Source organism: Pantoea sp. GbtcB22 (genome assembly GCF_019091025.1).
GTDB lineage: Bacteria > Pseudomonadota > Gammaproteobacteria > Enterobacterales > Enterobacteriaceae > Pantoea > Pantoea leporis.
The window spans coordinates 1-13,410 of the sequence record NZ_JAGXKB010000010.1; the positions used below are offsets into that span (position 1 = coordinate 1).

The following is a 13,410-nucleotide window of genomic DNA, read 5'->3' on the forward strand; positions in this document are numbered from 1 at the left end:
GTGTTTCCCATGAAGCCTGCTCACTGGCTGGTACATTAGGTTTAGGAAATCTTATCGCCTTGTGGGATGACAACAATATTTCAATTGATGGCCATGTGGATGGCTGGTTTGCTGAAGATACAGCCGCTCGTTATAAAGCGTATGGTTGGCAGGTCATTGAAAGTATTGATGGGCACAATCCGCAACAGATTGAAGCTGCACTCAACGAAGCACGTAAGGATCTTTCCCGCCCCACGCTCATCTGCTGCAAAACCACAATTGGGTACGGTTCGCCCAATAAAGCTGACAGTCACGACAGTCACGGTTCTCCTTTGGGTGCTGATGAAGTCGCACTTGTACGTAAGTCTCTGGGATGGAATCACCCGCCATTTGAAATCCCTAAGGAAATTTATTCGCTTTGGAATGCTGAGGAAAAAGGGCGGAGCTTGCAGCAAGAGTGGAGTGAGCTATTTTCTCGGTATCAGCGATCCTATCCTGACTTAGCGGCAGAGCTGTTGCGTCGAAGCCATAATGAGCTGCCTGAGCAATGGACCTCAGTCTCTGCACAATACATCCAATCATTGCAGGATAACCCACAGAATCTTGCAACGCGTCAGTCAAGTCAGAAAGCACTCAATCAATTCTTTGAAGTGTTACCTGAGCTGTTGGGGGGGTCTGCCGATCTCTCTCCATCAAATCTTACACGCCACGATAAAGTAACCGATATCACCCATGACAACGCAGCAGGTAACTATTTGCCTTATGGCGTACGTGAATTTGGTATGTCCGCCATAATGAATGGAATTGCATTGCACGGTGGTTTCATACCTTACGGTGGCACTTTCCTGATGTTTATGGAATATGCCCGTAATGCTGTGCGCATGGCTGCATTAATGAAGCAGCGCAGTATTTTCGTTTATACGCATGACACTATTGGGTTGGGTGAAGATGGTCCAACACACCAGCCAGTTGAACAACTTGCAGCACTCCGTCTGACACCAAATATGGAAACCTGGCGAGGTTGTGATCAGGTTGAGGCAACGGTTGCCTGGCAGCAGGCAATTGAGCGACTGGATGGTCCAAGCGCTTTAATCTTCACTCGTCAGCCTTTGAAACAACAATCCAGAACACAAGACCAACTGCAAGCTATTAAGCGCGGCGGTTATGTTGTGAAAGCCTGCGAAGGTACCCCAGATTTGATCCTGATTTCCAGCGGGTCAGAACTGGAATTGGCCACGGAAGCCGCGGAAACTCTTGAACAGGAAGGTTACAGCATTCAGGTAGTATCGATGCCCTGTGTTGAGCGATTTGAAAAACAGGATAACGCCTGGAAAGAAGCCGTTTTGCCGCATTCCGTGCGAAAACGTCTGGTTGTCGAAGCAAGCATTGCCGGTTTCTGGAAAGCCTACGCAGGTCTTGATGGTGATGTGATTGGCATGAACAGTTTTGGTGAATCAGCACCGGCCGCAGTGTTATTCAAACATTTTGGATTTAGTACGGAAAATGTAGTTAATCGCGCCAAAGCGTTGCTGAATTAAGCGTAATAAATTTTATGGCGGTTCGCCGCCACATTGTAAGCGAGTAGAATAAAGAGAGGTGAAAGATGGCTGGTATCGCTGCGTGGTTGACACCTGACCGTATTGCATTTGTGAATGAACTTTCTGACTGGAAAAGTGCCATTAATAAAGTGGGCCAACCTTTGTTGAGTGAAGGTGCTATAAAACAAAGCTATATTGATGCAATTATTTCCAACAAAGAATCTATTGGACCTTATTTTGTTCTTGCACCTTATATTGCCTTGCCTCATGCCCGACCAGAAGAAGGTGCCTTATCGCTTGGTCTCTCAATTCTTATGATCAAGAATGGTGTTAATTTCGACGCAGAGGAAAACGATCCTGTACGGATTTTATTCATGTTCTCAGCACCTGATAGCGATAGTCATATTGAAATGATTACTGATCTTGCTGAAGTGCTTTCTGATGAAGAAAGAATGGAACAAATACTCACTGCATCTAACAAAGATGAGTTGTGTAAGTTACTTATTCAATAAATAAAACCTGAATATAGAAAGGATATTATCATGAAAATAATGGCGGTTTGTGGTGCAGGTTTAGGCAGCAGTTTCATGATGGAAATGAACATCAAAAAAGTGCTGAAGAAATTGGAAGTAACTGCGGAAGTGGAGCATTCCGATTTGGGCTCTGTAACAAGTGACCTTGCAAATGTATTCATTATGGGAAGGGACATTGCCTATAGTGCAAACCTCCCCTCTGAAAAAGTTATTGTCATTAACAATATTATTGATATTAAGGAACTTGAAGAAAAGTTAAAAGAATACTTCAATAAATAATGAATTTTTTGTGCCAGTGAAATAATCTTCCGCAGGGGTTTCTATGTTTATCCAAAACCTTTTACAGTTTGTTGTTGATGTTCTAAAAGTCCCGTCAATACTTGTCGGGTTAGTAGCGTTGTTCGGACTTATCGCACAGAAAAAAAGCTTTCCTGATGTCATTAAAGGAACCGTAAAAACAATTTTGGGTTTCCTTGTACTCTCCGGCGGTGCGGCAGTTCTAGTAGGATCACTATCCCCATTAGGGGATATTTTTAAACAGGCTTTTCATGTTCAAGGCATCATTCCAAACAATGAAGCTATGGTTTCCATTGCATTGGCGAAATATGGTGCGCCTACCACACTTATTATGGCTTTTGGTATGGTGGCAAACATCGTTGTAGCCCGATTTACTCGTTTAAAGTACATCTATCTTTCCGGGCATGTGACATTTTATATGGCATGCATGGTTGCAATAATTCTTTCTGTGGCTGGGTTCGAAGGGGTTCAGCTTATCTATACCGGCTCACTGACCATGGGATTGCTGATGGCGATTTTTCCGGCTATTGCTCAGCCCTACATGCGGAAAATTATCGGTAATGACCAGGTTGCTTTAGCACATACAGGTACCGTAGGTTATGTTCTTTCCGGATGGATCGGTTCGGTTGTAGGTAAGGGGTCTAAATCTACAGAAGAAATGAACATGCCAAAAAACCTTAGTTTTTTGCGTGACAGTACCATTTCTATTTCACTGACTATGATGATTATTTATCTGATCCTGTCAATTTCTGCCGGGAAGGATTATGTTGAAAGTCACTTTAGTCATGGACAGAATTATCTGGTATATTCATTCATCCAGGCAATAACCTTTGCTGCTGGCGTGTTCATTATTCTTCAGGGCGTGCGTTTAATCCTTGCAGAGATCGTTCCTGCCTTCACCGGATTTTCTGAAAAACTGGTGCCAAATGCCAGACCTGCTCTCGACTGCCCAATTGTCTTTCCTTATGCACCAAATGCAGTACTCGTTGGATTTATTTCCAGCTTTGTAGGAGGATTGGTCAGCCTGTTTATTCTTGGTCAGCTTAACTGGGTGCTTATTCTTCCTGGTGTAGTGCCTCACTTTTTTTGCGGTGCGACTGCAGGTGTCTTTGGTAATGCCACCGGAGGTAAAAGAGGAGCTATGCTTGGAGCGTTCGCGCATGGGGTATTAATTACATTCCTTCCTGTTGCGCTATTACCTGTGCTGGGTGCAATCGGACTGACAAATACCACCTTCTCTGATGCCGATTTTGGTGTGGTAGGTATTTTCCTCGGCAATATGGCTCGTTTCATGACTCCAGAAGTTATCACGATGGCTATTACAGGCATTTTTGCCTTGCTGGTAGTTTACAATTTGGTAGCTAAAAAGACTGAGATAGTCGAAGAGCAATAATATTTTCAATACGCTTAAGTAACTCAACTCCCTGCTGTAATAATACAGTGGGGAGTTAAGTCAAAATCATGCTATTTAGGCGGTTAATCTTGAGGTTTATTTTTAGCGTGCTGGATATCGTTTGAGATTAAATATGGCAGGTTAGTAAGTCGTCCCCAGAAATCCCTTGGCAGGTGTTAATGTAGATTTTTATCCAACGTTAGCCAATTTTACTATGGCACCGGGATGATGTAAGTAAGGCCAATCGTAAAATGTGGAAAGAAGTAAAGATCATTTCAAGCTTAATTGAGCGACGTCCCCGTTGATAATGAGCTTAACGTGCTTCAGATTTCTTTGATCACCTCGCTTCAGATGCTATTAAATGGCAGATGATTCACTTTGCATATTTAGTTCTTCACATTGATTTTTGGGGCTTACAACTTTGTTGGAAACCGGATGCCATCTGAAATCGCTTTTCGGCAGCGTGGCTTCCTTGGCAATTTCCTCTGCACGTTCCGGCGAGGTGTCTTCACTCAGCCATTCGGCGACGGCCGATGCCTTCAGCACCAGCAGACTGCGATCGTGTATGTCTACCATGCCTTTGTTGCTCGCAGCCGTGACGATCAGAAAACCTTCTTTCCCGTGAGGATCGTCATAGGGGGCTTTGCCTATCGCCGCGAAGAACATGGGTTCGTGGTTTTTTTGGTAAATACAGTAGGGCTGCTTTAATTCACCGCTTCGTTTCCACTCATACCATGCATCTGCAAACACTACGGCGCGGCCGTGGTTCCAGAGTGGCTTAAACATCCGGCTTGATGCGGCGGTTTCACCGCGTGCGTTAATCAGCGGCGGCTTGTTCCACCATTCAGGGCCGTATCCCCAGTAAACTGGATCGAGTTTCAGCTCGCCGTCACGCTGGTTCAGCAGTACCACATTCGTCCCTGGCGCAACGTTGTAGCGACCGATGGGTTCCGGATCGTGAACATAGTCGCTGTCGGCGATGCCGAGTGCGTCTAAGTACACGTCCCGACTCTGGTACTGCGCAAAGCGTCCGCACATAGTTTGTTCCTCCCCCATTAAAGATAGTGGCTCCTGCAGCGGCGTCCTCCTGAAGTTATTCAGGATGAACTGATCTTAACTCATGGCCCCCTCCGGCTTCCCGGGCAAGCCGGGTCGTCAGCCCGACTGCGCTAACCGGCAATGCCGGTTAGCTTCGCCGAACCGCACAGACGGCGTTTCGGGCCTGCGGCTTGGGTCTGATGGCAACGTCCACACCTGCAGCTGGCTGACAGCCAGCGCATTCACTGGCCACGACAGGTCGTGGCCGCTGAGGACCGGACCGGCGTTACGTCGTGCCGTCCGGGGCTGCGTCCTGTTCATCGCCTGCTGTTCTGTTTCGTTCCCCGAGGTCCTCTGCCGTGCTGAAACCTGGCACACGGGCGTCCTCACGCAAGGGTCGCACGCTAAACGTCTGCACCCGGTCCCTTTGGGCTGCGGCTTTGCCGTTTTCCCTGTGTTCAGCCTGGTTCCCGCGCGCCGGTTAAGCGCTTACGGCGACGGAACTCGGAGAAACATCACATGAAACTGAACGGGAGAAACAACATGTCACAGCAGAACGTCAACACCTCGGCTCCAGAATCTGAAGAATCATCACTGGAAAATGTCACGGATAACGTGCGCTTTTTCAGCCGCCTTCACGTGCGCGATACGCAGGGCAACTACGTGATGGCAACAGACAGCCAGATCCTGGCCGAGGCGGTGCTGGCGATTGACTATCGTTATCCCACGGGCACCACCTTTGACTCATCTTCAGCGTCTGGCGATTTTTTCCGGGCAAAGCTTGCGGGGCGTGAACGTGAGGTGTTTGCGGTGGGGTTCCTGAATAATCAGCATCAGCTGCTGGCCTATGAAGAGATTTTTGAAGGATCCATTGCGAGTGTTGAAATCCACCCTCGCGAAGTTGTTCGCCGGGCGCTTCAGCTTAATGCCGCCGCCGTCATTCTGAGCCACAATCACCCGTCCTTCACGCCGGAGCCATCCAGAGCAGACATCGCTATTACGGGGCGTCTCAAGACTGCGCTTGAGCTCGTAGCGGTGAGGGTTATCGATCACATTATCGTGGCAGGTAACGAAACGGTATCACTGGCGGAGCGGGGGCACCTTAACGGCTAAGTCATCGCCTGGTCATTCCAGCAGGGCGGGGCCACTCCGCCTTCTTTTGGCGCGCTGAACGGCGGGCGGCACTGCGTGCCGGGGAGAGCCGGTGCTGACGCACCGGTCATTCCCCTCCGCGAGTGCTATTTCTGTCGGGGATGCTGCATTCCTCTCTTCTATCTCTGTTGCCTACGGCTGTTTATTACACTGTTGTGCGGAAGCTATACCTCTGGTGTTCTGTCCCTTAAAAGCAAACGCATTAACTGCCTTTTGGTCCCCTCCGGCTCCCCGGCAGGCCGGGTCGTCTGCCCGACTGCGCTAACCGGCCAAGCCGGCAAGCTTCGCCGAACCGCTGAGGGAGGCGTTTCGGGCCTGACGGCTGGGGTCTGATGGCAAAATTCAAAAGCAAATTCACTGTTATCAACGTCAAATCTGAATACCAAGCTTCAGACCGTGAAACGGATCAGCTGATGCTGATTAACAGGGTACTCCTGAACCGATTACGCTTTCAGCCACTAACCAGGGCAAGAACTAAACATCTAGGGATCCAGGGCTTGACTCACGTTGCTGCACAACGTGAATTTACCGGAAGCTTCTTTATGGTCCCGCCGAAGTGGTAGCAAGGAGGGCAGCATTCCCAAGGCGTCCATACCGGAGAAAATGCTTCTACCCTGCGAGTGTTGGTGAAATGTAGTTGAATAACCAGCTTCTTAAATTTACAAACTGAAAATGAAGAAATCTGGAGGAGTACGGTCAATAATCAACTGCTGAGCTCAATTACTGAGCACCACTACTCAAATATCTACGGTTAAGCCATGACGTGACCATCCTGCTGGCAGGCATTTCTCACCAGCTTTCTGATTTTAAAACAGTAAGGAAGGTATATGGACTCGCTGATCTACGCGCTGACGAAAGACTTTGGCTCATTGCCCATTGAGATACAGAGTTATGCAAACGGTCTGATAAACAGCCCGCCAACTAACTCTGATATGAACGCATATGCACAAATTCTGGCAGAGAGCGGTATGAATGGTCTTACGGCTTCATTTGATACTGGATGGCCTTATACCACTGTAACTCCCAAGTTTTCCGGAATCCTGAGTGAAACGGTTGAGAGAAACTATGGCTTTATTAATGCTTACGGCCCCATCAATATCGTTAATCTCACGACACAACTCACCGTTTATCTGGACCAGAACGTGATGATGGTTTTTTTCCAAGATGAAGTGGGTGTTGTCGTGGGGAGTTTCATTGCCCCCGGACTCATAACCCTGCAAACCGGTAGCAGGTTCATGAGCGGAATTAAGGCGAAATGGAGCAAATCCTGTACTTGACTACATTATAACGTTTTCAGAATTATAGTAAGCGACAGGGGAACCTTGCATATGGGGTTATGTTCATCGCGCTCTCAAGCAAGTACTGATAAAGGTTAAGGTGATCTTCGTAACCCATGCGCAGCCGACAGGTCACAGTGCGTTTCAATCTGATGAACAGAATACCGCATGGAGATCAGCGCGATTCGCAACAAGACGAGTTCACATTCCGTGGGGACCGGGAGCTCTAGCGGGAAAAATGATTAGATTTCAGTTATAAGTTTTATTCACCATTATTGGATGGCAATTTCCCTAAAGCAGTGAGTGTTATAATAGGTATTTCATTGACATCCCCGTGTAACACCCCGATAAATCGTGGATTTTTTATACATTAGATTATAATATTCTTTGATAAATCGATCAGCGTTGGTAACCCATTGCAGATTTTTTGTTACAGTTCCGAACTCAGGGATTCAGTTGAGTTCAAAGAAGCAGGGATAAAGTTGTTCGGCGTTGCCGTTGCTGCAAAACTGCGCGTGCGGTGTGCTGATATCTGGTCTTCAGCATCGGTAGATGAGCTTCCGGGTTTTCTTAAAACAGAGTTTTTATGCGAAAATGGATGTGATTACATTATAATTAACCTCGCAGAAGGGGTTAAAATGTACTTTGTAAATGGGCATCTCGATCCACCCCGGCATGCAGACAATTCACTGGACTGGGGGCGGGTAACCCGGTTGAAATTGGTTCATATAGGCGAAGATTATGGTTTCTCACCATGGATTTAACCCGGACTGGGTGTCGGCCCCCGGAGATACCATAATAGACCTCATGGACGAACATGGTTTCAATGAAGAAGAGCTCAGTAAAAGAGTTGGCCTTTCCCTTATTAAAGGTCGTGAGTTGATTTCAGGTGAGCTCATTCTCACCGAGAATATTGCCAACAAGCTTGAATCACTCTTCGATGTCAGCACGAATTTCTGGCTCAATCGTGAAGATAAATATCGCCAACATAAAGATGCGATCATTCGCCAAAATAATGAATGGGTGCAGTCTCTGCCTACGTCAGATATGAGTAAACTGGGGTGGATCCCGAAAGGGCTGAGTGGTAATAAAAAAGTCGAATATTGCCTGAAGTTTTTTGGCGTATCATCCGTACCGGAATGGTTTAATTATTATAAAAATAAGCAAACTGCTATCGCGTTCAGAAAATCCGAAGCTTTCAGAACTGAAGAAATGGCCGTAATTACCTGGCTCAAGAAAGCTGAGTATATCTCGCGGAAACAGAGAACTTATGCGTGGGATAAGGATGCACTTCAAGGCAGTCTGGAAGCATTAAGAAAACATTCTCTTGAGCCTGATCCCAAAGTATTTCTTCCTGCTATCCGCAGCATACTCGCTGACGCTGGTGTAGCGCTTGTGATCCTGCCAACGCCGACAGGATGTCCAGCAAGCGGGGCTACCTGTTTTTTTGAACCCGGCAAAGCGACACTGATAATGAGTTTTCGATATCTGAGAGACGACCATTTCTGGTTCACGCTATTCCATGAGGTTGGGCATCTGGTGCTGCATAATTGTGAACAGCACCGTATTGAAGGAATGAGTGGTCTTTCTGAAAATGAAGAACAGGAAGCGAACGAATTTTCCAGTGGCGTCCTGATCCCACCAGCGCACCGTGCTGAATTTGATATGTTGAATGGCCGAAACTGGAAAAATATTATTAAATTTGCTCGGAAAATTGGCGTGTCAAAAGGGATCGTGCTGGGGCAGTTACAGCATGCCAAAAAAATTCCCTATGACCATTTTGCCAGGTTTAAGGTTAAATATAACCGTGAAGATCTTTGCTGAAATCAACCTCCAAAGTAAACGTGGCAAGAGGGGGATTTCTGCCAGTTACACAGAGCATCTTCAAGAATTTGCATTTCAAGCAACCCCATGTTCATGAAGGCGCTGAGCCTCGCCAGAAGATCGTCCAGAACTTTAAAATTAGCCGCATTTCTCGCCTCACCGTAGAAGAGAAGGTTGGCACCATTAAGCGGGCCTGTTGCTCCGTTCAGATAGAGCGTTCCCGGTTTGGCATCTATAATGCCGAACTTGATGAGCATGGTCAGGAAGTCAAATCTACCAGCACGCCCAAATGACAAAACAGCCCTCATGCTGCGGTAAAGAATATCAAAGTACTCTTCCTGACTACTGGATGCGGCTTTGGCTTCAGCAAATCGTGCTTCATGGCTGCCTGCGTTTCCGACCCACGCTACATATGAGCTGATGACACGTGGAAGGGTGCGTTTGCTGTCCGGCCTAAGAGATTCGTACTTTCTGTGGTTACCAAACCTTCTTTGCTGACCATCTGCCATCATCTGACGGTAGCAGCCCTCATACCAGGCGTGGAAGGTGTCTACTTCCGCTACCACTTTCTCCCAGGTCCATACATCGCCACCGAGCCCACCGTAAATGTCGGCACACAACTGCCATCCGTATTTCAGATGTTTGCCAAAGTGTGTAGATAGGAAAATTAGCCAGCACGCCTCATCCACATTCCCTTCCTGAATATGTAACCAGGCTGCCCGTAGCGGATCAAAAATGTCACTGTGCGGATTTGCCCGTAGCGGGGATATTCTTTTATCGCCTATGGCTGCAATGTACTCAATGCGACGTTTGCTGTCGAGTATCTGTGCGGCGAGCGTTGTGACTTTATCTGGGGTATCTAAACCCCTTAGGGGAATTTCGTTTTGACTGAATGATTCTAGCTGTTCTGAAATTTCATCAATGAGGTCCTGTCGTTTCATTTTTCTCCCTCACAACCACTCAAGATAAATTTTGTAGGACTGATTTTGCAATTTCCCTGCAACGGCACGCGCAGTTGTCAGGTCCTTGTCTTTTTTGCACCTGAATATCGCGAGCATACGAAGAACATCTTTCCAGTATTCACTCAGTCTTAACGCGTCAATATCTGGAATATCACCCTCACGGATGCGTTTCTCTGCATCAACAATGATGCATATGTAGTGAGTTACATCCTCTGTGGGCATTGCCATCATTACTGGTGCAGATGGCGCATAACCTTCTTTAAGCGCAGCCTCAATGAGGGGAATATCCTCGGTATAGATGTGCAGACTTGCCGCATAATGGCGATAAACACCCAGATTTAAACCCAAGGTTTTTGCGATCATCTCCTGAAGCATCGTAAATGCAAATATGTCGTGAACCAGTCCTGCCCGCGCATCGTTAGAACGCATGAATGTAAACATATCGAGGGAATCATTCCTTACCGCAAACTGAAGCCCGACAGTACAGGGAACATCAACAAAGTGGCGGGATATGTCTTTTGCATCAAACAGTTGTATGGCTGCTCGTCTGGATGTGTTGCGTTTTTTTAAAAGCTGGATGACATTCTCAATCTGGTTGATTCCATTCTTGGTGCCAAAAAGACGAGGCCCGTAGGCGCCATTAATCGTGCCATCACGCTCCGCAGAATCCCGGTATTTTGAGATGTAATAGCGAATAGATTCGACATCGTCACTGCCGGATAGATACCACATTAACTCACCCAGGCAGGTGAATATTTTACCTCTGGATTCCGTTCTGCTGATCCGGCAAACCGGATTGTTTAAAATGATGTGTGTACCCAGAATCTCTTTTGTCGGCCCCCGTGTTGTTTCAACAGGAACCCCATCTGACAGGATATTTTCAAACACAGCCCGCATAACATCATCAATCGTGTTTTTCTCAATTTCCATATTTGTCATCCAAGTGAGAGCCGCGGGCAGGGTGCCAGACATTCGTCGGTGATTGAGAATAATCCTAATTGCTCGTTATACATTCAGATTGTGCGATTTGTCTACAGATTTGAGATTCGATATGAAAGCACTAACGGGTTACGCAGAGTCTACTGGTGATGAGGCGACTGGCTACTGGCTAAAGCACGTAGCTCATTAGCTCAAAGTGAGTGAGAATTGTTGCCAGATACACGTTATTTAGGCACTTATACGAACATGAGGTGTCATGCTTTTTTCTTACTTTTTAATAACTAACTGCTTCGATCCCAATCTCCCTTTAAAAGCATTAATGCCCCACTTCGTCTCCCAGGTAAACCGGGTCGTCAGCCCGACTACGCTAACCGGCCTTGCCAGTAAGCTCTGCCGAACCGCGGAATAATGCGTTTCGGGCCTGTGGCGGCTGGGGTCTGATGGCGAACGCGAAACCCCAAACCCTGCAGTTGGCTGACCGCCAGCGCGTTCACTGGCCACGAGAATCCGTGGCCGCTAAAGACCAGACCGGCAAAATGCCGCCGTCCGGAGCTGTGCCCTGTTCATATCCTGCCTTCCTGTTTCGTTCTCCTGAGCCCCTTCGCCGTGCAGAAACCTGCCACACGGGCGGCCTCACGCAAGGGTCGCCTGGCTAAACGTCTGCACCCGGTCCCTGCGGGCTGCGGCTTTGTCGTTTTCCCCTGCGTTCTGCCTGATGCCCGTGCGCCAGTTCTGCCCCACGGCGAGGAACTCAGAGAAACATCACTTAAACGCAAACAGGAGAGACAACATGTCACAGCAGAACGTCAACTTCACGGCTTCAGAATCTAAAGAATCATCGGTTTTAAAGACCAAACCCGTTCGTCGTCCCGCGAAAGCGAAGGCTGATAAGGCGGCAGCGATGGCGGTTGAGCAGGCGCTGGAGAAAGTGGAAATTGAGATGATCCCGCTGTCGCGTCTGGCGGTGTCGCCTTTGAACGTGCGCAGGAAGGTTTACGTGCAGTCGCGCATTGAGTCGCTGGCGGCCACCATCAAAAACGTCGGTCTGCTGCATAACCTGATCGCGCATGATATGCCTGACGGCCTGCTGGGCGTGGCCTGCGGCGGTCGTCGCCTGACAGCGTTGCAGTTGCTGCTGGCACAGGGCGTTTATCAGCACGATCAGCTTACTCCCGTTAACCGAATACACAATGGGTATGGTCATCTGCTTACTGCTGGCGCGTGTGGTAGCCTCGAAGGCAGGCGAGCCAGCGGGGATATGCTTTTCATTGTGTTGCTGAAAGGCTTGATACCAGTTGCCGGGCTGGGAATGCTCGCGTGGGGAACCTGGCTTTCACGAAGTGGTGAAGCGATGCCGGATGCGGCGGACAGCCCAGATGCGGTGAACAGCACAATGGGTGCCGGGTTACCGTACGTCATGATGGCGCTGGGCATCATGATGCTGGTCACGGGGTACCGGATCCTGCGGCGTTAAACCCGGCGGCCCTGCGGGCCGGGAAGAGCCGGTGCTGACGCACCGGTATTTCCCCTACGCCTATGCTTTCTCTCCCGGTCATGCTGTTTCACGGTCACCACGCTCTGCTTCCTGCTGCTGTTGAAAATCCTGTTGTGGTGCAACTGCTTCTCCTGCTTTTATCTTCTTCAACATAGAAAATATTTACTCCCTGATGGCCCCCTCCGGCTCCCCGGCGTTGCCGGATCGTCAGCCCCACTCCGCTAACCGGCAACGCCGCCAAGCTTCGCCGAACCGCGACGGGATGCGTTTCGGGCCTGCGGCTGGGGTCTGATGGCGAAAGTCTGGAACAGTATTCCGGGCAGGGCTTAAAAAGACGCTTTTAGGCACTTTGGCTGTATCGAGGTCAGGGAAGTGAAAGGGAAAGGTCAGTGCATGGGGTTTTCTTTATGGATATTCAGAATCTCAGTCCCTGTTGAGGTCAGCTTCACGCTGTAATAGCGATGATGATTAAGTGGGGGTGTGACGAATTCAATCCATCCTGCACGCTTCATCTTCGGTAAACTCCGGCACGTTTTGTCCCTGCGCCGGGAGGTTTCTGGGTCATAGCGGATCTCAAACCCATGCGCCATATCCCCACGAAGCATCAAACGGGTACCGTCTGCCAGATTTTCGAGTGTTTTAAGCGATTCCTTCGATAAACGCATATGCCTTCATTTTTAATTTACATATACGTTGAGTGTAGTTATTGCCGGGCCTTATGTGGCATTCCTGCCCGAGAATGTTTAAATAGAGGGGGCAGTTGGTTAACGACCTTGAATGGAAATACTCGTTGAAAAGTTCAAATCGGACGCAGTTATCCTCAATGACCCGGGACCAGAAAGGCTTATAAACATCGGGATTGTCCGACTTCAGCATATTCCGGGCAAAACGGTCATAACAATCAGGCCGTTGTAATAACGTCTGGCTTTAGGGACGGACAGTCCAGAAACGTGGTGACTCATTTCAGCAGCACTCATCAACAT

General features: G+C 48.3%; 13 protein-coding genes. 9 read left to right on the top strand and 4 right to left on the bottom strand.

The annotated features are described in order from the left end of the window. From KVT28_RS22280 to KVT28_RS22295, 4 genes are all read left to right on the top strand, one after another. Window positions 1-1,517 (top strand): transketolase (locus KVT28_RS22280; protein WP_217550118.1); only part of this gene is annotated, 1,517 nt, incomplete at its 5' end. A 65-nt stretch (window positions 1,518-1,582) separates the two neighbouring features. Continuing rightward, complete coding sequence (locus KVT28_RS22285; RefSeq protein ID WP_217550120.1) at window positions 1,583-2,029, top strand: PTS sugar transporter subunit IIA; 447 nt, start codon at window positions 1,583-1,585, stop codon at window positions 2,027-2,029. 30 nt (window positions 2,030-2,059) lie between these two features. Next, complete coding sequence (locus KVT28_RS22290; protein ID WP_217550122.1) at window positions 2,060-2,329, top strand: PTS sugar transporter subunit IIB; 270 nt, start codon at window positions 2,060-2,062, stop codon at window positions 2,327-2,329. A gap of 43 nt (window positions 2,330-2,372) precedes the next feature. Next, on the top strand, window positions 2,373-3,740 hold the full coding sequence (locus KVT28_RS22295; RefSeq protein WP_217550124.1) for a PTS ascorbate transporter subunit IIC: 1,368 nt from the start codon (window positions 2,373-2,375) through the stop codon (window positions 3,738-3,740). 357 nt (window positions 3,741-4,097) lie between these two features. Here KVT28_RS22295 and KVT28_RS22300 read toward each other — a convergent pair whose 3' ends face one another. Next, window positions 4,098-4,778 (bottom strand): SOS response-associated peptidase family protein, encoded by a 681-nt coding sequence (locus tag KVT28_RS22300; RefSeq protein WP_217550358.1) that lies wholly within the window; start codon window positions 4,776-4,778, stop codon window positions 4,098-4,100. A gap of 543 nt (window positions 4,779-5,321) precedes the next feature. Between KVT28_RS22300 and KVT28_RS22305 the strand changes: the two genes are divergently transcribed. The 4 genes from KVT28_RS22305 to KVT28_RS22320 all read left to right on the top strand — a co-directional run bounded on the left by KVT28_RS22305 (window position 5,322) and on the right by KVT28_RS22320 (window position 9,031). After that, on the top strand, window positions 5,322-5,891 hold the full coding sequence (locus KVT28_RS22305; protein ID WP_254633613.1) for a JAB domain-containing protein: 570 nt from the start codon (window positions 5,322-5,324) through the stop codon (window positions 5,889-5,891). Between the two features lie 866 nt (window positions 5,892-6,757). Then, window positions 6,758-7,207, top strand: coding sequence for a hypothetical protein (locus KVT28_RS22310; RefSeq protein ID WP_217550126.1), 450 nt, complete (start codon window positions 6,758-6,760; stop codon window positions 7,205-7,207). Between the two features lie 482 nt (window positions 7,208-7,689). Beyond that, complete coding sequence (locus KVT28_RS22315; protein WP_217550128.1) at window positions 7,690-7,971, top strand: hypothetical protein; 282 nt, start codon at window positions 7,690-7,692, stop codon at window positions 7,969-7,971. Further along, the gene (locus tag KVT28_RS22320) at window positions 7,949-9,031 is read left to right on the top strand and encodes an ImmA/IrrE family metallo-endopeptidase (protein ID WP_217550130.1); all 1,083 of its coding nucleotides are present in this window, start codon (window positions 7,949-7,951) and stop codon (window positions 9,029-9,031) included. The genes KVT28_RS22315 and KVT28_RS22320 overlap by 23 nt, the downstream gene beginning before the upstream one ends. A 2-nt stretch (window positions 9,032-9,033) precedes the next feature. Here KVT28_RS22320 and KVT28_RS22325 read toward each other — a convergent pair whose 3' ends face one another. Next, a complete protein-coding gene (locus tag KVT28_RS22325; RefSeq protein WP_217550132.1) occupies window positions 9,034-9,972 on the bottom strand; it encodes a hypothetical protein in 939 nt (312 codons plus the stop codon). Between the two features lie 9 nt (window positions 9,973-9,981). After that, the gene (locus tag KVT28_RS22330) at window positions 9,982-10,923 is read right to left on the bottom strand and encodes a thymidylate synthase (protein WP_217550134.1); all 942 of its coding nucleotides are present in this window, start codon (window positions 10,921-10,923) and stop codon (window positions 9,982-9,984) included. Window positions 10,924-11,722: 799 nt separating this feature from the next. Here KVT28_RS22330 and KVT28_RS22335 point away from each other — a divergent pair. Then, on the top strand, window positions 11,723-12,406 hold the full coding sequence (locus KVT28_RS22335) for a ParB N-terminal domain-containing protein (protein WP_217550136.1): 684 nt from the start codon (window positions 11,723-11,725) through the stop codon (window positions 12,404-12,406). 407 nt (window positions 12,407-12,813) lie between these two features. On the opposite strand, the gene KVT28_RS22340 is transcribed toward KVT28_RS22335, so the two are convergent. Further along, the gene (locus KVT28_RS22340; RefSeq protein ID WP_217550138.1) at window positions 12,814-13,092 is read right to left on the bottom strand and encodes a hypothetical protein; all 279 of its coding nucleotides are present in this window, start codon (window positions 13,090-13,092) and stop codon (window positions 12,814-12,816) included. Window positions 13,093-13,410 lie beyond the last annotated feature (318 nt).